The 23,887-nt window shown below is 60.3% G+C and carries 25 protein-coding genes; 24 read left to right on the top strand and 1 reads right to left on the bottom strand.

The features are described 5' to 3' along the window. Nucleotides 1-26 precede the first annotated feature (26 nt). The 3 genes from secD to AC3WQN_RS14890 all read left to right on the top strand — a co-directional run bounded on the left by secD (nt 27) and on the right by AC3WQN_RS14890 (nt 3,487). A complete protein-coding gene (secD, locus tag AC3WQN_RS14900) occupies nt 27-1,895 on the top strand; it encodes a protein translocase subunit SecD (protein WP_095147114.1) in 1,869 nt (622 codons plus the stop codon). 9 nt (nt 1,896-1,904) lie between these two features. Further along, nucleotides 1,905-2,819, top strand: coding sequence for a protein translocase subunit SecF (gene secF, locus AC3WQN_RS14895; RefSeq protein ID WP_103400525.1), 915 nt, complete (start codon nt 1,905-1,907; stop codon nt 2,817-2,819). 119 nt (nt 2,820-2,938) lie between these two features. Further along, complete coding sequence (locus AC3WQN_RS14890) at nt 2,939-3,487, top strand: glycine zipper 2TM domain-containing protein (RefSeq protein ID WP_095079924.1); 549 nt, start codon at nt 2,939-2,941, stop codon at nt 3,485-3,487. A 343-nt stretch (nt 3,488-3,830) separates the two neighbouring features. Here AC3WQN_RS14890 and suhB read toward each other — a convergent pair whose 3' ends face one another. Beyond that, nucleotides 3,831-4,649 (bottom strand): type III secretion system regulator SuhB, encoded by an 819-nt coding sequence (gene suhB / locus AC3WQN_RS14885; RefSeq protein WP_095147112.1) that lies wholly within the window; start codon nt 4,647-4,649, stop codon nt 3,831-3,833. A gap of 303 nt (nt 4,650-4,952) precedes the next feature. Between suhB and trmJ the strand changes: the two genes are divergently transcribed. From trmJ to AC3WQN_RS14780, 21 genes are all read left to right on the top strand, one after another. Further along, a complete protein-coding gene (gene trmJ, locus AC3WQN_RS14880; protein WP_103400524.1) occupies nt 4,953-5,723 on the top strand; it encodes a tRNA (cytosine(32)/uridine(32)-2'-O)-methyltransferase TrmJ in 771 nt (256 codons plus the stop codon). 2 nt (nt 5,724-5,725) lie between these two features. Continuing rightward, nucleotides 5,726-6,502 carry a serine O-acetyltransferase gene (cysE, locus tag AC3WQN_RS14875; protein WP_095079929.1) on the top strand — a complete coding sequence of 259 codons (777 nt, stop codon included), beginning with the start codon at nt 5,726-5,728 and terminating at the stop codon, nt 6,500-6,502. 183 nt (nt 6,503-6,685) lie between these two features. Then, nucleotides 6,686-7,177 carry a Fe-S cluster assembly transcriptional regulator IscR gene (gene iscR / locus AC3WQN_RS14870; RefSeq protein WP_027619653.1) on the top strand — a complete coding sequence of 164 codons (492 nt, stop codon included), beginning with the start codon at nt 6,686-6,688 and terminating at the stop codon, nt 7,175-7,177. A gap of 50 nt (nt 7,178-7,227) precedes the next feature. Then, the gene (locus tag AC3WQN_RS14865; RefSeq protein ID WP_103400523.1) at nt 7,228-8,442 is read left to right on the top strand and encodes an IscS subfamily cysteine desulfurase; all 1,215 of its coding nucleotides are present in this window, start codon (nt 7,228-7,230) and stop codon (nt 8,440-8,442) included. Nucleotides 8,443-8,537: 95 nt separating this feature from the next. Then, nucleotides 8,538-8,924: a Fe-S cluster assembly scaffold IscU gene (gene iscU, locus AC3WQN_RS14860; RefSeq protein ID WP_028620148.1), complete on the top strand. Its 387-nt coding sequence runs from the start codon at nt 8,538-8,540 to the stop codon at nt 8,922-8,924. A 34-nt stretch (nt 8,925-8,958) separates the two neighbouring features. Beyond that, nucleotides 8,959-9,282: an iron-sulfur cluster assembly protein IscA gene (iscA, locus tag AC3WQN_RS14855; RefSeq protein ID WP_095079935.1), complete on the top strand. Its 324-nt coding sequence runs from the start codon at nt 8,959-8,961 to the stop codon at nt 9,280-9,282. 8 nt (nt 9,283-9,290) lie between these two features. Further along, nucleotides 9,291-9,812, top strand: a complete 522-nt coding sequence (gene hscB / locus AC3WQN_RS14850) for a co-chaperone HscB (RefSeq protein ID WP_095079937.1) — start codon at nt 9,291-9,293, stop codon at nt 9,810-9,812. Nucleotides 9,813-9,863: 51 nt separating this feature from the next. Next, nucleotides 9,864-11,726, top strand: coding sequence for a Fe-S protein assembly chaperone HscA (gene hscA, locus AC3WQN_RS14845; protein WP_103400522.1), 1,863 nt, complete (start codon nt 9,864-9,866; stop codon nt 11,724-11,726). 2 nt (nt 11,727-11,728) lie between these two features. Continuing rightward, nucleotides 11,729-12,070, top strand: a complete 342-nt coding sequence (fdx, locus tag AC3WQN_RS14840; RefSeq protein ID WP_095079940.1) for an ISC system 2Fe-2S type ferredoxin — start codon at nt 11,729-11,731, stop codon at nt 12,068-12,070. A 14-nt stretch (nt 12,071-12,084) separates the two neighbouring features. Beyond that, nucleotides 12,085-12,285, top strand: a complete 201-nt coding sequence (gene iscX, locus AC3WQN_RS14835; protein WP_007941386.1) for a Fe-S cluster assembly protein IscX — start codon at nt 12,085-12,087, stop codon at nt 12,283-12,285. Between the two features lie 90 nt (nt 12,286-12,375). Then, nucleotides 12,376-12,801, top strand: a complete 426-nt coding sequence (gene ndk / locus AC3WQN_RS14830) for a nucleoside-diphosphate kinase (RefSeq protein WP_007916882.1) — start codon at nt 12,376-12,378, stop codon at nt 12,799-12,801. 27 nt (nt 12,802-12,828) lie between these two features. Then, nucleotides 12,829-13,977: a dual-specificity RNA methyltransferase RlmN gene (gene rlmN / locus AC3WQN_RS14825; protein WP_103400521.1), complete on the top strand. Its 1,149-nt coding sequence runs from the start codon at nt 12,829-12,831 to the stop codon at nt 13,975-13,977. A gap of 12 nt (nt 13,978-13,989) precedes the next feature. After that, nucleotides 13,990-14,748: a type IV pilus biogenesis/stability protein PilW gene (pilW, locus tag AC3WQN_RS14820; RefSeq protein WP_103400520.1), complete on the top strand. Its 759-nt coding sequence runs from the start codon at nt 13,990-13,992 to the stop codon at nt 14,746-14,748. Next, nucleotides 14,748-15,770 carry a RodZ domain-containing protein gene (locus AC3WQN_RS14815; protein WP_103400519.1) on the top strand — a complete coding sequence of 341 codons (1,023 nt, stop codon included), beginning with the start codon at nt 14,748-14,750 and terminating at the stop codon, nt 15,768-15,770. The genes pilW and AC3WQN_RS14815 overlap by 1 nt, the downstream gene beginning before the upstream one ends. Before the next feature lie 3 nt (nt 15,771-15,773). Next, complete coding sequence (gene ispG, locus AC3WQN_RS14810) at nt 15,774-16,883, top strand: flavodoxin-dependent (E)-4-hydroxy-3-methylbut-2-enyl-diphosphate synthase (protein ID WP_103400518.1); 1,110 nt, start codon at nt 15,774-15,776, stop codon at nt 16,881-16,883. A 22-nt stretch (nt 16,884-16,905) separates the two neighbouring features. Beyond that, nucleotides 16,906-18,195: a histidine--tRNA ligase gene (gene hisS, locus AC3WQN_RS14805; protein WP_095079953.1), complete on the top strand. Its 1,290-nt coding sequence runs from the start codon at nt 16,906-16,908 to the stop codon at nt 18,193-18,195. 40 nt (nt 18,196-18,235) lie between these two features. Continuing rightward, the gene (locus AC3WQN_RS14800) at nt 18,236-18,877 is read left to right on the top strand and encodes a YfgM family protein (RefSeq protein ID WP_103400517.1); all 642 of its coding nucleotides are present in this window, start codon (nt 18,236-18,238) and stop codon (nt 18,875-18,877) included. Next, nucleotides 18,870-20,021 carry an outer membrane protein assembly factor BamB gene (bamB, locus tag AC3WQN_RS14795; RefSeq protein WP_095147101.1) on the top strand — a complete coding sequence of 384 codons (1,152 nt, stop codon included), beginning with the start codon at nt 18,870-18,872 and terminating at the stop codon, nt 20,019-20,021. The genes AC3WQN_RS14800 and bamB overlap by 8 nt, the downstream gene beginning before the upstream one ends. 136 nt (nt 20,022-20,157) lie before the next feature. After that, nucleotides 20,158-21,621, top strand: coding sequence for a ribosome biogenesis GTPase Der (der, locus tag AC3WQN_RS14790; protein WP_103400516.1), 1,464 nt, complete (start codon nt 20,158-20,160; stop codon nt 21,619-21,621). Nucleotides 21,622-21,812: 191 nt separating this feature from the next. Further along, entirely contained in the window at nt 21,813-22,961 is a 1,149-nt protein-coding gene (locus tag AC3WQN_RS14785; RefSeq protein WP_103400515.1) for a pyridoxal phosphate-dependent aminotransferase, read from the top strand. Then, nucleotides 22,949-23,740: an amidohydrolase gene (locus AC3WQN_RS14780; protein ID WP_103400514.1), complete on the top strand. Its 792-nt coding sequence runs from the start codon at nt 22,949-22,951 to the stop codon at nt 23,738-23,740. Before AC3WQN_RS14785 ends, AC3WQN_RS14780 begins: the two co-directional genes overlap by 13 nt. Nucleotides 23,741-23,887 lie beyond the last annotated feature (147 nt).

Raw genomic sequence — 23,887 nt, 5'->3', positions numbered from 1 at the left:
GCCCCGCGTCATAAGCGGGCGGCGTGATGCTGAACAAATACCCTCTGTGGAAATACGTACTGATCCTGGCGGTGCTGGCGGTCGGTCTGATTTATTCCGCTCCCAATTTATACCCTGACGATCCGGCCATTCAGGTCAGTGGTGCAAGTACTGCGCTGCAGGTGACTCAGGCGGATCTGGATCGTGTGAGCAAAGCGCTCAACGAGGCCGGGATCAACGTCAAGGCCGCCACTCTGGCGGAAAAAGGCAAGGGCGGTCTGGTACGCCTGACCAAACAGGAAGACCAACTTCCAGCCAAGGACGTCGTGCGCAAGGCACTGGGCGATGATTATGTTGTCGCGCTGAACCTGGCACAAACCACCCCGCAATGGCTGCGCAGCCTCGGCGCGCACCCGATGAAGCTGGGTCTGGACTTGTCCGGTGGTGTGCACTTCCTGCTGGAAGTGGACATGGACAAAGCCCTCGATGCCCGCATGAAAGTCTACGAAGGCGACGTCAAGAGCCTGTTGCGTAAAGAGCGTCTGCGCTATCGCAGCCTGCCGCAACTGGGTGGCGCCATTCAGCTGGGCTTCACTGATGAAGCAGCCCGCGAACAGGCCCGTACGCTGATCCGCAAGAACTTCAACGATTTCGACATTGTTCCCGCCGACCTCAACGGTCAGCCGGTGCTGCGTCTGGCGATGACCCCGGCCAAGCTGGCGGAAATCCGTGAATACTCCATCAAGCAGAACTTGACCACGGTACGTAACCGCGTCAACGAGCTGGGTGTAGCCGAGCCTATCGTTCAGCGCCAGGGTGCCAACCGCATCGTGGTCGAGCTGCCAGGCGTGCAGGACACTGCCGAAGCCAAGCGTATCCTGGGCAAGACGGCCAACCTTGAGTTCCGTCTGGCCGCAGAGCCGGGTGCTTCGAAAGCCACTTCCGAAACCTTCGAGTTCCGTGAGGGCAATCGTCCTCCTGCGCTCATCGAGCGTGGGCTGATCATCACCGGTGACCAGGTGACTGACGCCAAGGCCGGTTTCGGTGAGCAAGGCTCGCCGGAAGTGAACATTCGCCTGGACGGTCACGGCGGCGAGCTGATGAATCGTGCGACCCGTTCGAACGTCGGCCGCAGCATGGCGGTGATCTTCATCGAGCAGCGCCCGGTGACCACCTACGTCAAGCAGATGGTCAACGGCGTCGAGAAAGACGTGCCGGTCCAGACTTTCAAGGAAGAGAAGAAGATCATCAGCCTGGCGACCATCCAGTCGCCGCTGGGTGCCCAGTTCCGCATCACTGGCCTGACCGGTCAGGGCGAATCCTCGGAGCTGGCCCTGTTGCTGCGCGCCGGTGGCCTGGCGGCACCGATGTATTTTGCTGAAGAACGTACCATCGGTCCAAGCCTGGGTGCTGACAACATCACCAAGGGTATCGATGCGTCGCTGTGGGGCATGCTGTTTGTCTCGCTGTTCATCATCGCCATCTACCGCTTCTTCGGCGTGATCGCCACGGTCGCGCTGTCGGTGAACATGGTGCTGCTGCTGGCTCTGATGTCGCTGCTGGGGGCAACACTGACCCTACCAGGTATCGCCGGTATCGTCTTGACCATGGGTATGGCGGTCGACGCCAACGTGCTGATCTTCTCGCGGATTCGTGAAGAGATCGCCGCGGGCATGTCGGTACAGCGGGCAATCAACGAAGGCTTCGGCCGGGCATTTACTGCGATTCTCGACGCCAACCTGACCACCTTGCTGGTCGGCGGCATCCTCTTTGCCATGGGCACCGGCCCGGTCAAGGGCTTCGCAGTGACCATGTCCCTCGGGATCTTTACCTCGATGTTCACGGCCATCATGGTGACCCGCGCGATGGTCAACCTGATCTTCGGCGGTCGTGACTTCAAGAAGTTGTGGATTTAAGGGGCTGCCATGTTACGTACAATCAACTTCATGGGCGTTCGCAACGTTGCGTTCGGCGTCACATTGTTCCTTACGGTCCTGGCATTGTTCAGCTGCGTCACCAAGGGCATGAACTGGGGGCTGGACTTCACCGGCGGTACGCTCATCGAGCTGACCTACGAGCGTCCGGCCGATGTGACCAAGGTGCGCGAGCAACTGGCGTCGTCGGGCTATAACGACGCCGTGGTCCAGAGCTTCGGTGCTACCACCGACTTGCTGGTGCGGATGCCGGGCGATGACCCGCTGCTGGGTCAAAAGGTGGCTGAAGCGCTGCAGAAGGCCGGCGGCGATAACTCGGCCGTGGTCAAGCGCGTCGAGTTCGTCGGCCCGCAGGTGGGTGAAGAGCTGCGCGACCAGGGCGGTCTCGGCATGCTGATGGCGCTGGGCGGCATCCTGCTCTACCTGGCGTTCCGCTTTCAGTGGAAGTTTGCGGTCGGTGCGATCGTATCCTTGATCCACGACGTGATCGTGACCATCGGTATCCTGTCGTACTTCCAGATCACCTTCGACCTGACGGTGCTGGCGGCGGTGCTGGCGATCATCGGTTACTCGCTCAACGACACCATCGTGGTGTTCGACCGGGTGCGTGAGAACTTCCGGGTGCTGCGCAAGGCCAGCCTGATCGAGAACATCAACATCTCGACCACGCAAACCCTGTTGCGCACCATGGCAACCTCGATCTCCACCTTGCTGGCGATCGCGGCCCTGTTGTTCTTCGGTGGCGACAACCTGTACGGCTTCTCCATTGCGCTGTTCATCGGTGTACTGGCAGGTACCTACTCGTCGATCTACATCGCCAACGTGGTGTTGATCTGGCTGAACCTGAGCAGCGAGGATCTGATTCCTCCTGCCAACACCGAGAAGGAAGTGGACGACCGTCCTTGAGGCGTCATTCCTTCTGGTAATATCTGAAAAGGCGCGAGTATTGAACTCGCGCCTTTTTTTGTGCTCCAAGGCTGGGAGAAGCGCGGGTTTATCCCGCATGTGATGGTCAGGAGGTTCATGTGAACAAGTCGATGCTGGTTGGTGCGGTGCTAGGTGCTGTCGCTGTCACTGCTGGGGGGGCTGTTGCCACCTATAAGCTGGTAAAAAGCGGCCCTGAGTACGCTCAGGTGTTGGCGGTCGAGCCGGTCAAACAACAGATCAAGACGCCACGTGAAGTCTGCAAGGATGTCGCCGTTACCCGGCAAGCGCCGGTAAAAGATCAACACCAGATCGCCGGTACCGTGCTGGGTGCAGTGGCGGGTGGTTTGCTGGGCAACCAGATCGGCGGCGGTAGCGGTAAGAAGATCGCCACGGTCGCGGGTGCGGTGGGCGGCGGTTACGCCGGCAACAAGGTGCAGGAGGGCATGCAGGAGCGTGATACCTACACCACCACGCAAACCCGCTGCAACACGGTCAATGACATCAGTGAGAAGGTCGTAGGCTACGACGTGCGTTATTCGCTGGCCGGCAAGGAAGGCAAGGTGCGTATGGATCGTGATCCGGGCAACCAGATTCCGGTCGACAAGGAAGGTCAGCTGATCCTGGGGCAGAACGAACCGGCTCAGTGATCCGCTGAACTCAAGCTCAACAAGAAGCACCCTGCGGGGCAATGCCGATCAGTTAAGTCAAGGACCAGCCGAACATAGGACCGTGGCGAGGGAGCTTGCTCCCGCTGGGGCGCAAAGCGGCCCTCTTTTGGGGCTGCTACGCAGCCCAGCGGGAGCAAGCTCCCTCGCCACGGGTTTCGTGTTCGGCTTTGTTTTTCTTAACTGACCGGCATTACCCTGCAGGGTGCTTTTTTGTGCGCGGAGTTGGCGCGCCGCCACGCATCCCTGTGGGATGTGGTGTTCCTGAGTACGAATTTCAGGCATAAAAAAAGCACCCAGAAGGGTGCCTTTCTGTGCCAGTCGCTTAACGTTTCAGCGAGGCTGGCAGGTGCGGCTGGATGGCCGTCAGGACTGCCTTGAAGCATTTGGTGTTGCCGGCAACGATGTGGCCTTTTTCAAGGAAGTCGTGACCACCGGTGAAGTCGCTCACCAGGCCGCCTGCTTCCTGGATCAGCAGGGCGCCTGCTGCCATGTCCCACTCGGACAGGCCCGACTCCCAGAAGGCGTCGAAGCGGCCGGCGGCCACGTAGGCCAGGTCCAGGCTCGCTGCACCAGCGCGACGGATGCCGGCAGTCTGGCCAACCAGGCTGCGGAACATGCCCAGGTAGTTGTCGAGGTTGTCCATCTGGTCGTCGCGGAACGGGAAGCCCGTGCCCAGCAGGGCGCCGTCAAGGCTGGTGCGACCGCTGACGCGTAGGCGACGACCGTTGAGTTGGGCGCCACGACCACGGCTAGCGGTGAATTCTTCCTGGCGAACCGGGTCCAGGACCACGGCGTGTTCCAGGCGACCACGGTATTTGCAAGCAATGCTCACGGCGAAGTGCGGAATGCCGCGCAGGAAGTTGGTGGTACCGTCCAGGGGGTCGATGATCCACAGGTATTCTTCGCCTTCGATGCCGGTGCCGGCGTGCATGCCGGTCTCTTCGCCCAGGATCGAGTGGTTCGGGTAGGCCTTGCGCAGGGCATCGACGATTTTCTGTTCGGCCGCGCGATCAACTTCGGACACGTAGTCCTTGGCGTCTTTTTCATCGACCTTGATGGTATCCAGGCGCTCGATGGAGCGGAAAATCAATTCACTGGCGCTGCGGGCGGCGCGCAGCGCGATATTCAGCATGGGCTGCATGGATGTGTCACCTAAGGTTGTTAAAGAAAGCCGAGCATTCTAGCAGAAAGTTTCTACAGATGAACGACGACGTTCGCTTTCGTGGCTCAACTTCGCATTCGGCCTCGTAAATGCGCGGGCTTTTTGACGAGCGGTCAATAGTCTCGGGCAGGGCGTCGTGACGATTCATGGTGGGCTACGGGTGGAGCATCGGTGCGGCATGGCGACAGCGGGCGTGGTCAAGCCAGGCAGTAATTTTTGAGGCAGGATGCCTGGATGAACTGTAAGATTTGCCGCCAAATCCCCTGTCAGAGAGCGCCTCCCTTGCTGCAGAACATTCGTGTCGTCCTGGTCAATACCAGCCATCCGGGCAATATCGGCGGGGCTGCGCGTGCCATGAAGAACATGGGGCTGTCGCGGCTGGTGCTGGTCGAACCGCGGATTTTTCCGCACCACGAAGCCGATGCGCGGGCCTCCGGTGCCGGTGACATTCTGGAAAATGCCCAGGTTGTCGCCACCCTGGAAGATGCCCTGGTGGGCTGCAACCTGGTGCTGGGCACCAGTGCCCGGGATCGTCGCATCCCCTGGCCGTTGCTCGATCCGCGTGAGTGCGGCAGCAAAGTGGTTGAAGAAGCCGGGCGGGGCGCCGAGATCGCTCTGGTGTTCGGTCGTGAAGATTCCGGCCTGACCAATGAAGAGCTGCAGCGATGTCATTTTCACGTGCACATCCCTTCGGACCCTGAGTTCAGCTCGCTGAATCTCGGGGCGGCGGTGCAGGTGCTCAGCTATGAAGTGCGCATGTCCTGGCTGGCGGCACAAGGCCAGCCGAGCAAGGTCGAGAAAGACGAAGTGGCGTCCACCAAAAGCGGTGAGCTGGCGACCATGGATGAGCTGGAGCGATTCTATGAGCACCTGGAGCAGACCCTGGTGGCCATTGAGTTTCTCGATCCGGAAAAACCACGGCACTTGATGGCGCGCCTGCGTCGGTTGTACGGTCGAAGCTCGGTGAGCCGGGCGGAAATGAATATTTTGCGTGGCATCCTCACGGAAACCCAGAAAGCGGCCCGTGGTGAGCTCCTTAAACGGAAGGATTAATGATGTTCGAGCGTTTGCGTGAAGATATCCAGAGCGTTTTCCACCGCGACCCGGCGGCGCGTAATGCGTTTGAGGTGCTGACCTGCTACCCGGGCATGCACGCGATCTGGATTCATCGCCTGTCGTCGGCGTTGTGGGGCATGGGCTGGAAGTGGCTGGCGCGACTGGTGTCGAACTTCGGTCGCTGGCTGACCGGGATCGAGATTCACCCGGGCGCCAAGGTCGGTCGGCGCTTCTTTATTGACCACGGCATGGGCATCGTCATCGGCGAAACCGCTGAAATCGGCAATGACGTCACCCTTTATCAGGGCGTGACCCTGGGCGGCACCAGTTGGAACAAAGGCAAGCGCCACCCGACGCTGGAAGATGGCGTGGTGGTGGGGGCGGGCGCCAAGGTGCTGGGGCCGTTCACGGTGGGCGCCGGGGCCAAGGTCGGCTCCAATGCCGTCGTGACCAAGGCGGTGCCGGCGGGGGCGACGGTGGTCGGGATTCCCGGGCGGATCATCGTCAAGTCTGACGACGAACAGGAAGCCAAGCGCAAGGCCATGGCCGAGAAGCTTGGGTTCGACGCTTATGGCGTCAGCGAAGACATGCCGGACCCGGTGGCGCGTGCCATCGGTCAGTTGCTGGATCACCTGCAGGCGGTGGACGGTCGGCTGGAGGATATGTGCGGCGCGCTGAAGGACCTGGGTAGCCCGTACTGTGCCAAGGACCTGCCTGAACTGCGCGAGGAAGACTTCGCCTGCGTGAAGGGCAAGGATGAAAGCCAGGCGAGCTGATGGCGTGGTTTGTGTCGCGGCTGTGTGGTGTGCCTCGCGGGTGTGCCATTAAGCCGCGGACTTTGCTATAGTGCGCGCGCTCTTTTGCGGGTAAACCTGACTAAAGTACTAGGTCTTATAGTTGACTTAAATACTCGGGAATTGCATACTCGTCCCCATCCCGAAACTCCGTGGTAATTGTCCATGCGACTGACTACAAAAGGCCGATACGCTGTCACCGCCATGCTTGACCTGGCGTTGCACGCGCAGCATGGGCCGGTGTCCCTGGCTGATATCTCCGAGCGCCAAGGCATTTCCCTGTCCTACCTCGAACAGCTTTTCGCCAAGTTGCGCCGCAGCAACCTGGTGTCCAGTGTTCGCGGTCCAGGCGGCGGCTACCAGCTGTCGCGTGATATGCAGGGGATCCAGGTGGCTCAGGTCATTGATGCGGTGAACGAATCGGTCGATGCAACCAAATGCCAGGGGCTGGGTGATTGCCATGGTGGCGACACCTGTCTGACCCACCACTTGTGGTGCGATCTGAGCCTGCAAATCCACGAATTTCTCAGCGGTATCAGCTTGGCTGATCTTGTCACTCGCCGTGAGGTACAAGAAGTAGCCCAGCGTCAGGACCAGCGTCGTTGCAACAGCAAGGCGCCGCGTCTGGACAAGATTGAAGCGTCCGCCGTCGAATGACAGCCCAAGAGCTAGCGGCACGCCAGCCAGCCTGATTTAGGAGATAGTCCATGAAATTGCCGATTTACCTTGATTACTCTGCGACCACCCCGGTTGATCCGCGTGTCGCGCAAAAAATGAGTGAATGCCTGCTGGTCGACGGAAACTTCGGTAACCCGGCGTCCCGTTCCCACGTGTTCGGCTGGAAGGCCGAAGAGTCGGTCGAAAACGCTCGCCGCCAGGTCGCTGACCTGGTCAACGCCGACCCGCGTGAAATCGTCTGGACCTCCGGTGCCACCGAGTCCGACAACCTGGCAATCAAGGGTGTCGCGCATTTCTACGGCAGCAAGGGCAAGCACCTGATCACCACCAAGATCGAGCACAAGGCGGTCCTGGACACCATGCGCCAGCTGGAGCGTGAAGGTTTCGAGGTGACTTACCTTGACCCGCGTGAAGATGGCCTGGTGACGCCCGAGATGATCGAAGCCGCGCTGCGCGATGACACTATTCTGGTGTCGGTGATGCACGTGAACAACGAAATCGGCACCGTCAACGACATCGCGGCCATCGGCGAACTGACCCGCTCCAAGGGCATCCTGTTCCACGTCGACGCCGCGCAGTCCACCGGCAAGGTCGAAATCGACCTGCAAAAGCTGAAAGTCGACCTGATGTCGTTCTCGGCGCACAAGACCTACGGTCCAAAAGGCATCGGCGCGCTGTACGTGAGCCGCAAGCCGCGTGTTCGCCTGGAAGCGACCATGCACGGCGGCGGTCACGAGCGCGGCATGCGTTCCGGCACCCTGGCGACCCACCAGATCGTTGGCATGGGTGAAGCATTCCGCGTGGCCAAGGAAGACATGGCTGCCGAAAACGTTCGTATCAAAGCCTTGAGCGACCGTTTCTTCAAGCAGGTCGAAGACCTCGAAGAACTGTACGTCAACGGCAGCATGACTGCCCGTGTACCGCACAACCTGAACCTGAGCTTCAACTACGTCGAAGGCGAGTCGCTGATCATGGCGCTCAAGGATCTGGCGGTGTCGTCCGGTTCGGCCTGCACCTCGGCGTCCCTTGAGCCTTCGTACGTACTGCGCGCCCTGGGCCGCAACGACGAACTGGCACACAGCTCGATCCGCTTCACCTTCGGCCGTTTCACCACCGAAGAAGAAATCGATTACGCCGCGCAGAAAGTCTGCGAGGCCGTCACCAAGCTGCGCGCTCTGTCGCCGCTGTGGGACATGTACAAAGACGGCGTCGACATTTCGAAGATCGAGTGGGCGGCACACTGATATATAAGTCGCCGCACACGGGTCCTGTCACGCGCATTGAAATGCAGGCGTGCAGGGCCTAAAGAGCGACTCTCTGATGAGTGAGGATAAGTACCATGGCTTACAGCGAAAAGGTCATCGACCACTACGAAAACCCGCGCAACGTCGGCAAGATGGACGCGGAAGATCCTGATGTCGGCACCGGCATGGTCGGCGCTCCGGCGTGCGGCGACGTGATGCGCCTGCAGATCAAGGTCAACGAAGCCGGTATCATCGAAGATGCCAAGTTCAAGACCTATGGCTGCGGCTCCGCCATTGCTTCCAGCTCCCTGGCCACCGAGTGGATGAAGGGTAAGACGCTGGACGAGGCAGAAACCATCAAGAACACCCAGCTGGCTGAAGAACTGGCCCTGCCGCCAGTGAAAATCCACTGCTCGGTTCTCGCTGAAGACGCCATCAAGGCCGCTGTTCGCGATTACAAGCAGAAGAAAGGCTTGATCTGACTTTCAAGATTTGGCGACGAGTAAGGAGTCACCGATGGCTATCAGCATGACAGAAGCGGCTGCTCAACACGTGCGCCGCTCCCTCGACGGGCGCGGCAAGGGTGATGGGATTCGCCTGGGTGTTCGCACCACGGGCTGTTCCGGCCTTGCCTACGTGCTGGAGTTTGTCGATGAGGTTGGCGAGGACGATCAGGTATTCGAAAGTCACGGCGAGAAAGTGATCATCGATCCGAAAAGCCTGGCGTACCTTGACGGCACCGAGCTCGATTTCGTCAAGGAAGGGTTGAACGAAGGCTTCAAGTTCAACAATCCCAACGTGCGCGGTGAATGTGGCTGCGGCGAAAGCTTCAACATCTGAGGCTGCTCGTGGGTACTCCTTGTCATTTCGCTTTGTTTGAGCTGCAACCGAGCTTCAACCTGGACCTCGACCAGTTGGCTACGCGCTACCGTGAGTTGGCGCGCGGCGTCCATCCAGACCGCTTTGCCGACGCTTCCGAGCGTGAGCAGCGGCTGGCGCTAGAGAAATCCGCGAGCCTCAACGAGGCCTACCAGACGCTCAAGAGTCCTCCCAAGCGCGCGCGTTACTTGCTCGCCTTGAATGGTGGCGAGCTGCCGCTGGAGGTCACGGTGCATGATCCGGAGTTTCTTCTGCAGCAGATGGAGTTGCGTGAAGAGCTCGAAGACCTGCAGGACAGTGCTGACCTGAATGGCGTTGCCGCGTTCAAGCGCCGCCTGAAAGTCGCCCAGGATGAACTGAACCAAAGCTTCGCAGCTTGCTGGAACGATGCCGTGCAACGTGAACGGGCCGAACGCCTGATGCGGCGCATGCAGTTCCTGGACAAGCTCACTTACGAAGTGCGCCAGTTAGAAGAGCGCCTCGACGATTAACCCAGTGCCGCCAAGGTTGCACGCCTGATATACAGATAAGTCCTGATTACGATGGCCCTACTGCAGATCGCCGAACCCGGCCAAAGTCCTCAACCGCACCAGCGTCGCCTGGCTGTGGGGATTGACTTGGGCACTACCAATTCGCTGGTCGCTGCATTGCGCAGTGGTCTTTCCGAACCTCTGGCCGACGCTGCCGGGCAGGTCATCCTGCCGTCTGCGGTGCGCTATCACGCCGACCGTGTCGAGGTGGGCGAGTCCGCCAGGCTGGCGGCCGCTGCCGATCCGTTGAACACGGTGTTGTCGGTCAAGCGCTTGATGGGTCGTGGTTTGTCCGACGTCAAGCAGCTGGGCGAGCAACTGCCGTATCGCTTCGTCGACGGCGAGTCGCACATGCCGTTCATCGACACCGTGCAGGGGCCGAAAAGCCCGGTCGAAGTCTCCGCCGACATCCTCAAGGTGCTGCGTCAGCGCGCCGAGGCGACCCTGGGTGGCGAGCTGGTCGGTGCGGTGATCACCGTTCCGGCCTATTTCGACGATGCCCAGCGCCAGGCCACCAAGGACGCGGCCAAGCTGGCCGGCCTGAACGTGCTGCGCTTGCTCAACGAGCCGACCGCGGCAGCGGTGGCCTATGGTCTGGACCAGCAGGCCGAAGGCCTGGTCGCCATTTATGACCTGGGTGGCGGCACTTTCGATATTTCGATTCTGCGCCTGACCGGTGGTGTGTTCGAGGTGTTGGCTACCGGTGGCGACAGCGCCCTGGGTGGCGATGACTTCGATCACGCGATTGCCGGCTGGATCATCGAGTGCGCCGGTCTGTCCGCCGATCTCGATCCGGGCACGCAGCGCCACTTGCTGCAAACCGCTTGCGCGGCCAAGGAAGCCCTGACGGACGCCGCGGTGGTCGAAGTCGCTTACGGTGACTGGAAAGCCGAACTGACCCGTGAAGCTTTCGATGCGCTGATCGAGCCCATGGTCGCCCGCAGCCTCAAGGCTTGCCGTCGTGCCGTTCGCGACTCCGGTATCGAGTTGGATGATGTGCATGCGGTGGTGATGGTGGGCGGTTCGACCCGCGTTCCCCGTGTGCGCCAGGCCGTGGCCGAGGCGTTCGGTCGTCAGCCGTTGACCGAAATCGACCCGGATCAAGTAGTGGCCATCGGTGCTGCGATCCAGGCGGATACCCTGGCCGGCAACAAGCGCGATGGTGGCGAGCTGCTGCTGCTTGACGTGATTCCGTTGTCCCTTGGGTTGGAAACCATGGGCGGCCTGATGGAGAAGGTGATTCCACGCAACACCACCATCCCGGTCGCGCGGGCCCAGGACTTCACGACCTATAAAGATGGCCAGTCGGCCATGATGATTCATGTGCTGCAGGGCGAGCGCGAGCTGATCAGCGATTGCCGCTCGCTGGCGCGCTTCGAGTTGCGCGGTATTCCGGCCATGGTCGCGGGTGCGGCGAAGATTCGCGTGACCTTCCAGGTCGACGCCGATGGCCTGCTCAGCGTTTCGGCCCGTGAGTTGGGTTCGGGCGTCGAGGCGAGCATTCAGGTCAAGCCGTCCTACGGCCTGACCGACGGCGAAATCACCCGCATGCTCAAGGACTCGTTCCAGCACGCCAACGACGACAAGGTCGCCCGTGTGCTGCGTGAGCAGCAAGTCGATGCCCAGCGCTTGATCGAAGCGGTGCAGGGCGCCCTCGATGCGGACGGTGATCGTCTGCTCGACGCCGAAGAACGCATGGTCATCGAACTGCAGATGCAAGAACTGGCCGAGCTGATGAAAGGTACCGATGGTTATGCCATCGAGCAGCAGACCAAGCGTCTGTCGCAAGTGACCGATGCTTTTGCTGCCCGCCGCCTGGACTCGACGGTGAAAGCCGCTCTGGCGGGGCGCAACCTGAATGAGATTGAGGAATAACGATGCCGCAGGTCATTTTTCTGCCACACGAAAAGTTTTGCCCGGACGGCATGGTTGTGGAGGCTGAGACCGGTGTGTCCATCCTCGAACTGGCTCATGAGCACCATATCGAGATGGAAAGTGCCTGTGGCGGCGTCTGCGCCTGCACCACCTGCCACTGCCTGATTCGCGAAGGCTTCGACTCTCTGGAAGAGGCTGACGAGCTGGAGGAAGACTATCTTGATAAGGCCTGGGGGCTGGAAGCCGTGTCGCGCCTGGCCTGTCAGGCCAAGGTCGGGACCGAAGACCTGACTGTCGAAATCCCGAAATACTCGCTCAACCATGCTGCCGAAGCGCCGCACTGATTCAAGGAATTGTCATGAGTCTTAAATGGGTTGATGTGCTGGAAATCGCGATCCAGCTGGCTGAATCCAAACCGGATGTGGACCCGCGTTACGTGAACTTCGTCGATCTGCACCAATGGGTGCTGGCATTGCCGGAGTTCAGTGATGACCCCACCCGCGGTGGCGAGAAGGTGCTTGAAGCGATTCAAGCGGCCTGGATCGAAGAAGCCGACTGAACGCACCGTACGCTGTTAGGCAATACCAAAGAACCCGCGTATAATTCGCGGGTTTAATTTTTCGCAAATTACCGTTTCTGGAGTTACACCATGGCTGTTCAACGTACTTTCTCCATCATCAAGCCTGACGCTGTTGCAAAAAACGTTATCGGCGAGATCACCACTCGTTTCGAAAAAGCTGGCCTGCGCGTTGTAGCTTCGAAACTGAAGCAACTGTCCAAGGCTGAAGCTGAAGGCTTCTACGCTGAGCACAGCGCTCGTGGTTTCTTCGGCGACCTGGTTGCTTTCATGATCTCCGGCCCGGTTGTTGTCCAGGTTCTGGAAGGCGAAAACGCTATCGCTCTGAACCGTGAGCTGATGGGCGCTACCAACCCTAAAGAAGCTGCTGCCGGCACCATCCGTGCTGACTTCGCTGATTCCATCGACGCCAACGCTGTACACGGTTCGGACTCCGAAGCCGCTGCTGCTCGCGAAATCTCGTACTTCTTCGCAGCTACTGAAGTAACCACTCGCTAAGCATTGCTTAAGAGTGAAGGTGAATCCATGACTACATCGACTGTAAAAACCAACCTGCTGGGTCTGACTCAACAGGAAATGGAAAAATTCTTCGACTCAATCGGGGAGAAGCGTTTCCGTGCCGGTCAGGTAATGAAATGGATTCACCACTTTGGTGTCGATGATTTCGACGCCATGACGAACGTCAGCAAGGCCTTGCGCGACAAGCTCAAGGCCATTGCTGAAGTCCGCGGCCCCGAAGTGGTCAGCGAGGACATCTCCACCGATGGCACCCGTAAGTGGGTGGTGCGCGTGGCGTCCGGTAGCTGCGTCGAGACCGTGTACATTCCCCAGGGCAAACGTGGCACCTTGTGCGTTTCGTCCCAGGCAGGCTGTGCCCTGGACTGCAGTTTCTGCTCCACCGGCAAGCAAGGCTTCAATAGCAACCTCACCGCCGCCGAAGTCATCGGCCAGGTGTGGATTGCCAACAAATCCTTTGGCAGCGTCCCGGCAACCGTCGACCGTGCCATCACCAACGTGGTGATGATGGGCATGGGTGAGCCGCTGCTGAACTTCGACAACGTCGTGGCCGCCATGCATCTGATGATGGATGACCTGGGCTACGGGATCTCCAAGCGCCGCGTGACCCTGTCCACCTCGGGCGTGGTGCCGATGATCGATGAGCTGTCCAAGCACATCGACGTCTCCCTGGCGTTGTCCCTGCACGCACCAAACGACGCATTGCGTAACCAATTGGTGCCGATCAACAAGAAGTATCCGCTTAAGATGCTCCTCGAGTCGTGCCAGCGCTACATGTCGTCCCTGGGCGAAAAGCGCGTGCTGACCATCGAGTACACCTTGCTCAAGGACATCAACGACAAGGTCGAGCACGCGGTTGAAATGATCGAGTTGCTCAAGAACATCCCGTGCAAGATCAACCTGATCCCGTTCAACCCGTTCCCGCATTCCGGTTACGAGCGTCCGAGCAACAACGCCATCCGGCGTTTCCAGGATCAACTGCATCACGCAGGCTTCAACGTCACCGTGCGTACCACGCGCGGCGAAGACATCGATGCGGCCTGTGGTCAATTGGTAGGGCAGGTGCTGGATCGCACCCGTCGTAGCGAACGTTATATTGCCGTGCGTGAGTTGAGCGCCGACAGCGATATGGCGCAAGACGCTGCGAATCGTACCTAAGAGAGGATCTCTATGTCCCTGCGCGTTGCGCTGCTCTTGCTGTTTGCCAGCCTGTCGGCTGGCTGTGTTTTGTCGGGTGACTTCGACCCGATGAAAACCAGCAAGGGCCGTGACGAGGCGCGCACTGCCTACGTGCAATTGGGCATGGGGTATCTGCAACAGGGCATGGCCGAGCAGGCCAAGGTACCGCTCAAGAAGGCGCTGGAGCTCGATGGCTCGGACGCCGAGGCCAATGCGGCCCTGGGCCTGGTGTTTCAGGTCGAAATGGAACCTGAACTGGCTGACCGGCATTTTCGCAAGGCCCTGGCAGCCCGTCCGGGTGATGCGCGTATCCTGAACAACTACGGCAGCTTTCTCTTTGAAGAGAAACGTTACAAAGAAGCTTACGAGCGCTTTGAACAAGCCGCCGCCGATAGCCTTTACCCTGGACGTTCGCGGGTGTTCGAGAACCTGGGCATGACCGCCGCGATGCTGGGGCAGCGCGACCTGGCCCGGCAGCAACTGGAAAAAGCCCTGCGCCTGAATCGTCAACAACCCCGAGCATTGCTGGAAATGGCTGAGTTGTCCTTCGAAGACAGGCATTATGTGCCGTCGCGTGACTATTACGACCGTTTTAGCCTGCTCGCGGAGCAAAATGCACGTAGTCTATGGCTCGGCGTTCGGCTGGCCGGCGTGTTCGACGATCGTGACAAGGCCGCCAGTTTAGGTCTGCAATTAAAACGACTCTATCCCGGTACACCGGAATATCAGCAATACCTGTCGGAGCAATGATGAAAGCGGCGCATCCCGAAGTTGTAGCAGCGACTCGCGTAAACCCTGGCCAGACCCTGCGTCAGGGGCGTGAAAGCAATGGTTGGTCGCTGAGCGAAGTGGCTCTGAAGCTCAATCTCACCGTGATTTCCCTGAGCAATCTGGAAGCCGGCGCGTTCGACAAGCTGCCAGGGCACACCTTTGCCCGTGGCTATATCCGCGCTTACGCCAAACTGCTCGACATGGACCAGGCCGTCCTGGTTCAACAATTCGACCAGCACACCGGCACCGATGCCAAAGGCAGCAACGTACACAGCCTGGGTCGCATCGAAGAGCCAAGCCGCGTTTCCCACACCATTTTGCGCATTGTCAGCCTGTTGTTGCTGATCGCCGTCGTGGGTGGCGGTTTTGTCTGGTGGCAGGATCAAACCTCGCTGCGCACCAAGGACTTGATCGGCTTGAACCCCGAGCATGTTGAAGTCGAAGGCGCCGATGGCACCACGCAGATCCACCCGCTCGACGAGCCGGAAGATCAGGCGGTGGCACAAGCCCAGACTGAAAGCACCACACCGCTGGAATTGCCTGAGGCCGCAACAACTGACGAGGTCCAGGAAAACACCCAGGTACCGGCCCAGGCAGCCCCGTCTGTGACGCCGGCCGCTCCGGTTGTCGTGGCGCCTGTGGCACCAGTCGCCCCGGTCGTGGCCGTCGCCGCCGTTGCTCCGGCGCCTGTCGCGGCAGCCCCGGTAGTCCCGGTAGTCCCTGCTGCCCCGACGGTAGCACCGACTGCTCCGGTAGCCGGCGCCGGTCAGGTGCGGATCCAGTTCGTGGCCGACTGCTGGACACAAGTCACCGATGGCAACGGCAGAGTGCTGTTGAGCGGTCTCAAGCGTAAAGGCGAGGTCGTCGACCTCAGCGGTAAGCCACCCTTTGCAGTACGCCTGGGCTTTGCCCGTGGCGCGCAGATCAGCTACAACGGGCAAGCGGTCGATGTCGCTCCGTTCACCAGTGGCGAGACTGCTCGCCTGAAGTTGGGTCAATAAGTCATGCACGGCGAATCTCCAATCAAACGTCGCGAATCCCGCAAAATCTGGGTCGGTTCGGTACCGGTGGGCGGTGATGCGCCTATCGCTGTGCAGAGCATGACCAACAGCGATACCAACGATGTGGCCGCCACCGTGGCCCAGATCAATCGCCTGGAAGCGGCTGGCGTCGATATCGTGCGGATTTCCGTTCCGGACATGGATGCCGCCGAAGCCTTCGGTCGCATCAAGCAACTGGTCAAGGTGCCATTGGTTGCCGACATCCACTTCGACTACCGGATCGCTTTGCGCGTGGCCGAACTGGGCGTTGATTGCCTGCGGATCAACCCGGGCAACATCGGTCGCGAAGACCGTGTGCGTGCGGTGGTCGATGCGGCCCGCGACCGCGGGATCCCGATCCGTATCGGGGTGAACGCCGGTTCCCTGGAAAAAGACCTGCAAAAGAAATATGGCGAGCCAACGCCGGCCGCGCTGGTGGAGTCGGCCTTGCGTCACGTCGAGCACCTTGAGCGCCTGAATTTCCAGGACTTCAAGGTCAGCGTGAAGGCCTCCGACGTGTTCATGGCCGTTGAAGCCTACCGTCTGCTGGCCAAGGAAATCGTGCAGCCACTGCACTTGGGTATCACCGAAGCCGGCGGTTTGCGTTCAGGCACAGTGAAATCCGCCGTGGGCCTCGGTATGCTGCTCGCCGAAGGGATTGGCGATACTATCCGCATCTCGTTGGCGGCCGACCCGGTCGAGGAAGTGAAAGTCGGCTACGACATTCTCAAATCCCTGCACCTGCGTTCCCGTGGTATCAACTTCATCGCCTGCCCGAGCTGCTCGCGGCAGAACTTCGATGTGGTCAAGACCATGAACGAGCTGGAAGGGCGCCTCGAGGATCTGCTGGTGCCGCTGGATGTGGCGGTCATCGGTTGCGTGGTCAACGGTCCTGGCGAAGCCAAAGAGGCCCATATTGGCCTGACCGGCGGTACGCCGAACCTGATTTACATCGACGGCAAGCCGTCGCGGAAACTGACGAATGACAATCTCGTGGATGAGCTTGAACGCTTGATCCGCGAGAAAGCGGCCGAAAAGGTCGAAGCTGACGCAGCGCTCATCGCTCGCGGCTGATCGAACGAATTAAGGAATTTTTGTGAGCAAGTCTCTGCAAGCCATTCGTGGCATGAACGACATCCTGCCCGAACAGACCCCGCTGTGGCGTCATTTCGAAGGCACCGTCTCGCGTCTGCTGGATAACTACGGTTACAAGCAGATCCGCATGCCGATCGTCGAGTTCACCGAGCTGTTCAAGCGCTCCATCGGTGAAGTGACCGACATCGTCGAAAAAGAGATGTACACCTTCGAGGACCGCAACGGCGACTCGCTGACCCTGCGCCCCGAAGGCACGGCGGCCTGCGTGCGCGCGGTGCTGGAGCATGGCATCACGGGCGGTGGCCAGGTGCAGAAACTCTGGTACATCGGCCCGATGTTCCGCCATGAGCGTCCACAGAAAGGCCGTTACCGCCAGTTCCACCAGATCGGCGTTGAAGTCTTCAACCTCGATGGTCCGGACATCGATGCCGAGCTGATCGTGCTGACCTGGCGCCTGTGGGGCGAGCTGGGCATTCGTGACGCGGTCAAGCTCGAGCTCAACAGCCTGGGTACCAGCGAATCCCGTGGTCGTTATCGCGAGGCCCTGGTCGAGTACCTGTCGGCCCGCCTGGACCAACTGGACGAAGACAGCCAGCGCCGCCTGAAAACCAACCCGCTGCGGGTACTCGACACCAAGAACGCCGATACCCAGGCGGTACTGGTCGATGCGCCGAAGATGGCCGACTACCTCGACGAGGAGTCGCGCGCTCACTTCGAAGGCCTCAAGGCTCGCCTGGACGCCGCCGGCATTCCTTACGTGATCAACCCGAAGCTGGTGCGCGGGCTGGATTACTACAGCAAGACCGTTTTCGAATGGGTCACCGACAAGCTGGGTGCCCAGGGCACTGTGTGCGCGGGCGGCCGTTACGACGGCCTGGTCGAGCAGATGGGCGGCAAGCCGACCACGGGCGTTGGTTTCGCCATGGGTATCGAGCGCCTGGTGCTGCTGCTGGAAACCCTGGAGCAGATCCCGCAGGAAATCTCTCGTCAGGTCGATGTCTACCTGTGCGCTTTCGGCGAAGCGGCCGAGCTGGCCGGCCTGACCTTGAGCGAGCGGGTGCGTGACCAGTTGCCCAACCTGCGCCTGCAAGTGAATGCCGGCGCCGGTAGCTTCAAGAGCCAGTTCAAGAAAGCCGACAAGAGCGGTGCACTGTACGCACTGATCCTGGGTGACGACGAAATGGCCCAGCAAGTGGTAGGTTTCAAACCCCTGCGTGGCCAGGGCGAACAACAAAGCATTGCCTGGGATGCGCTCGCCGCTCACCTGGCCACCTGCGTCGTGCAGGGTTGAAGCTGTCCAACAGCCGATTTAGCGAATAAGGAGTATTGGGGTGTCGAGTACCGAAGATGAACAACTGGCGGATTTGAAGGACTGGTGGACGCGCAACGGTAAACCCCTGGTCACTGGCGGCCTGTTGGCGCTGGTCATCGTGTTCGGCTGGCAGGCGTTCCAGAAATATCAGGGCAACCAGTCGCAAGGTGCCTCGATGCTCTATCAGCAATTGCTGGAAACCACGCTGACCCCGGACGGCAAGCCTGACATGGCCCGTGTCGCGGACCTGTCGAACAAGCTCAACAGCGAGTTCAGTGGCACTGCCTACGCGCAGTACGGCAGCCTGTTCGTGGCGAAAGTCGCGGTCGACAGCGGCAAGCTCGATGACGCTGCACGCGAACTCAAGGCCGTTGCCGACAAGCCGGCCAACGCCGCCCTGGGTGAAGTGGCGCGTCAGCGGCTGGCTCAGGTGTTGGCAGGGCAGAACAAGGTCGATGAGGCCCTGAAACTGCTCGAAGGCGATGCGGACAAGGCATTCCTGGCCACTCGTGAAGAGCTCAAGGGTGACCTGCTGGTCCAGTTGGGCCGTACCGACGAAGCCCACGCGGCGTATCAAAAAGCCAAGGCGGCGCTGTCGGATGAAGCGGCGGTAGGCGGCCTGCAAATCAAACTGGACGACCTGGCCAAAGGGGATGCGTGACGTGATCCGTTGGAAACATGCAGCATTGCTGGCTCTGGCCGTTCTGGCCGCGGGTTGCAGCAGCAACAGCAAAAAAGAACTGCCACCGGCGGAGCTGGTCGACTTCAAGGAAGAAGTGGTCCTGCAAAAGCAGTGGAGCCGTTCGATCGGTGACGGTCAGGGCGAAACCTACAACATGCTGGTGCCGGCGATCGACGGCAACACCATCTATGCCGGCGATGTCAGCGGCGTGGTCGTGGCGATGGATCGCGGCAACGGTGACGTCAAGTGGAAAAAGGATCTTGAACTGCCTGTTTCCGGCGCCGTTGGCGTGGGTTACGGTCTGGTAATGATCGGCACCCTCAAGGGCGAAGTGGTCGCTTTGGACGCCATTAACGGCGAAGAAAAGTGGCGCGCTCGTGTGACCAGCGAAGTGCTGGCGCCGCCTGCGAACAACGGTGACGTGGTGGTGGTTCAAACCCAGGACGATCGCCTGATCGGCCTGGATGCGGCCACTGGCAACCAGCGCTGGTTGTATGACAGCACACCGGCCGTACTGACCCTGCGTGGCACCAGTGCGCCGATCGTGACCAATCGCCTGGCGCTGGCCGGTCTGTCGACCGGTAAAGTCGTGGCGCTGAACATCTCCAACGGCGTGCCGGTGTGGGAAACTCGCGTCGCGATCCCGCAAGGCCGTTCGGAACTCGATCGTGTGGTCGACATCGACGGTGGCCTGCTGTTGTCTGGCGGTACCCTGTACGTCGCCAGCTATCAGGGTCGCGTTGCGGCGCTGGACATGGAGAGCGGTCGCCAGCTCTGGCAGCGTGATGCTTCCAGCTATGCCGGTGTCGCCCAGGGTTTCGGTAATGTCTATGTGAGCCTGTCTTCGGGCACGGTTGAAGGCGTCGACGAACGTTCCACCACGGCATTGTGGAGCAACGATTCGCTGGCCCGTCGTCAATTGTCGGCTCCGGAAGTGTTCTCCAGCTACGTTGCAGTCGGTGACCTGGAAGGTTACCTGCACCTGCTGAGTCAGGTGGACGGTCGTTTCGTCGGCCGTGAACGCATCGACAGCGACGGCCTTCGTGCCCGTCCGCTGGTGGTGGGTGACACGATTTATGTGTATGGCAACAGCGGCAAACTGGAAGCCCTGACCATCAAGTAAGGACTATGCTTGGGGTTAATACCCCAGGCAGCCCCGGATTTCCGGGGTTTGCAGCGCTTGCAGGCGCTGCCCCGAGCACCAGCCGCTGCCTCGCAGCGGCTTTTGTATTTTCTGAAATAACGAAGTGGAGAGCCGCATGGTTCCCGTAATCGCCCTGGTGGGCCGACCGAACGTCGGTAAATCCACCATGTTCAACCGCCTGACCAAAAGCCGCGACGCTATTGTCGGCGACCTTTCCGGTCTGACCCGTGATCGCCAATACGGTGAGGCAAAGTGGCAAGGGCGCTCCTACATCCTGGTCGACACCGGTGGTATTTCCGGTGATGAACACGGCATGGACGAAAAGATGGCCCAGCAGTCGCTGCTGGCTATCGAAGAAGCCGATGTCGTTCTGTTCCTGGTAGACGCCAAGGCTGGCTTCACCGCCGCCGACCAGATGATTGCCGAGCACTTGCGCAAGCGCAACAAACGCTCCCTGCTGGTGGCCAACAAGATCGACAACATCGATCCTGAAATGGCCCGTGCTGAATTCGCTCCGTTGGGCATGGGCCACGCCATTGGTGTTGCCGGTGCGCAAGGTCGCGGTGTGAACACACTGCTGGAAGCCGCCCTGAGCGAATTCCCGCGTGACACCGAAGAAGAGGACCTGAACGCCGACGTCGCCGAAGGCGAAGAAGCTGTGCGCATTCCTGGCCCGAGCGAAAAAGATGGCATCAAGATCGCCATCATCGGTCGTCCGAACGTTGGCAAGTCGACCCTGGTCAACCGTATGCTCGGTGAAGACCGGGTGATCGTCTATGACCAGCCCGGCACCACGCGCGACAGTATCTACATCCCGTTCGAGCGTAACGACGAGAAGTACACGCTGATCGACACCGCCGGTGTGCGCAAGCGCGGCAAGATCAACGAGGAAGTTGAAAAGTTCTCGGTGGTCAAGACCCTGCAAGCGATCAAAGACGCCAACGTGGTGATCTTTGTGATGGACGCCCGTGAGGGCGTGGTGGACCACGACCTGAACCTGCTGGGCTTTGCCCTGGAAGCCGGTCGAGCCATCGTTATCGCCTTGAACAAGTGGGACGGCATGACGCCGTCGGAACGTGACTTCGTGAAGATCGAGCTGGAGCGTCGGCTGTTCTTCGTCGACTTCGCCGACATCCACTTCATCTCGGCACTGCACGGCACTGGCGTGGGTAACCTGTACCAGTCGGTACAGAACTCGTTCAAGTCGGCGATCACTCGCTGGCCGACCAACCGCCTGACCCAGATCCTCGAAGACGCTGTTGGCGAGCACGCGCCACCGATGGTCAACAACCGCCGGATCAAGCTGCGTTACGCCCACTTGGGCGGTGCCAACCCGCCGTTGATCGTGATCCACGGTAACCAGGTCGAGAAGGTTCCGAACTCTTACGTCCGTTACCTGGAAAACACCTACCGTCGTGTCTTGAAGCTGGTCGGTACGCCGATCCGCATCGAGTTCAAGGGGGGTGAAAACCCGTACGAAGCCAACAAGAACACGCTCACCGACCGTCAGGTCAACAAGAAGCGTCGCTTGATGTCGCACCACAAGAAAGCCGACAAGAAGCGCCGCGACAAAAGGTAAAAGGGCCGCTGCAAGTTGTAAGCTGTAAGCGGCAAGTGAAGAACTTGCCAGCTTCAGCTCTGTAGCTTGTAGCTCGCACCGATACCAAGAAAGGGTCCTTTTCGGGGCCCTTTTTTGTGCCTGGAGGTTTGACGCTTGACCGCTTGTGGCTTGCCGCTTGAAACTTGCAGCTCACCTGCAGGGGCCCACCGATGATCACCAGCAAGCTGCCGAATGTCGGCATCACCATCTTCACCCAAATGTCTCAGCTCGCGGCGCAGACCGGTGCGCTGAACCTGTCCCAGGGATTTCCCGATTTCGATGGCCCGCAGGCCCTGCGCGATGCAGTGGGGCGGCATATTGCCAGTGGCCACAACCAGTATTCACCCATGACCGGCCTGCCGGTGCTGCGCGAGCAAGTGGCCGCGAAGATTGCCCGCAGCTACGGTGCCAGGGTCGATGCCGACACCGAGGTGACCATCACGCCCGGTGCCACCCAGGCGATCTTCTGCGCCATTCAGGCAGTTATCCACAGCGGCGACGAAGTGATCGTCTTCGACCCGGCCTACGACAGCTATGAGCCTTCGGTGGAGCTGGCGGGTGGGCGTTGCGTGCATGTGCAACTGGGGGTGAAGGACTTTGCCATCGACTTCCAGAAGCTGCGCGAAGCGCTGAGCCCGCGTACACGCATGATCATCCTCAATTCGCCGCATAACCCCAGCGGTGCACTGATCTCCCGTGCCGAGCTGGATCAACTGGCCGAGCTGATCCGCGACCGCGACATCTATGTGATCAGCGACGAGGTGTACGAACACCTGGTATTCGATGGCGTGCCCCATGTCAGTGTCCTGGCCCACGAAGAGCTGTATCAACGCGCCTTTGTGGTCAGCTCGTTTGGCAAGACCTATCACGTCACCGGCTGGAAGACCGGTTATGTGGTCGCGCCACCGGCATTGACCGCGGAACTGCGCAAGGTGCACCAGTACGTCAGTTTCTGCGGTGTCACCCCATTGCAGTACGCCTTGGCCGACTACATGGCCGAGCACCCGGAGCATGTCGAGGAGTTGCCGGCGTTCTATCAGGCCAAGCGCGATCTGTTCTGCGATTTGCTCCTGCCTTCGCGTTTCAGTTTTACCAAGGTCGCCGGCACCTATTTCCAGCTGGTCGACTATTCCGCGATTCGCCCGGACCTGAACGACGTCGACATGGCGATGTGGATGACCCGCGAGCATGGTGTGGCGGCGATCCCGGTGTCGGTGTTCTACCAGAATCCACCGCAGGAACAGCGTCTGGTGCGCCTGTGTTTTGCCAAGCGAGAGGAGACCCTGCGTGAGGCAGCGGAAAAACTATGCGTGATCTGAGTACCTTGCCCAATCTTAATGTTGCGCTGATCCAGACCACGCTGGCCTGGCATGACCGTCAGGCCAACCTCGAGCATTTCGAGCCGTTGCTGGAGCAGGCACGCGGCGCGGACCTGATCATCCTGCCGGAGATGTTCACCACCGGTTTCTCCATGGAGTCAGAGACCCTCGCCGAAGCGGAAAACGGCCCGACCAGTAAATGGTTACGGGCTCAGGCGGCGAAGCTGGGCGCGGTGATCACCGGCAGTGTGATCGTCCAGGCGGCCGATGGCAGTCATCGCAACCGGTTATTGTGGGCGCGACCGGATGGCGAGGTTTGGCACTACGACAAGCGTCACCTGTTCCGCATGGCGGGCGAGCACAACCATTTCACCCCGGGTGAGCGTCAGGTGCAGTTCGAACTCAAGGGCTGGCGGGTGCGTCCACTGATTTGCTACGACCTGCGCTTCCCGGTCTGGAGCCGTGATCCACACGACACCGACCTGTTGCTGTACACCGCCAACTGGCCGGGAGCCCGGCGTCAGCACTGGAACCGCTTATTGCCGGCGCGGGCGATCGAGAACCTGTGCTACGTGGCAGCAGTGAACCGTGTTGGCACCGATGGCAAGGGCTTTGCCTATACCGGCGACAGCCAGGTGCTGGATTACCAGGGCGAGACGCTGCTCAGCGCCGGCGAGGCCGATGGGGTGTTCAAGGTGGTGCTGGATGCCGCCGAACTAGCCGCTTACCGCACACGGTTCCCGGCTGATCTGGATGCCGATACCTTCAAGTTCCTGTAGTACCCCATGTGGCGAGGGAGCTTGCTCCCGCTGACCTGCAAAGCAGGTCCAAGGCAGCCGATGAGTTCGTTCTGACGGAATGTGCTGATGGCTCTGGGAGGAGGGGGGCGCTCCGCGCCCCAGCGGGAGCAAGCTCCCTCGCCACAA

The organism is Pseudomonas sp. FW300-N1A1 (genome assembly GCF_058789115.1).
The sequence above is the reverse complement of the archived record's forward strand: the minus strand, read 5'-3'. Positions and strand labels throughout refer to the sequence as shown.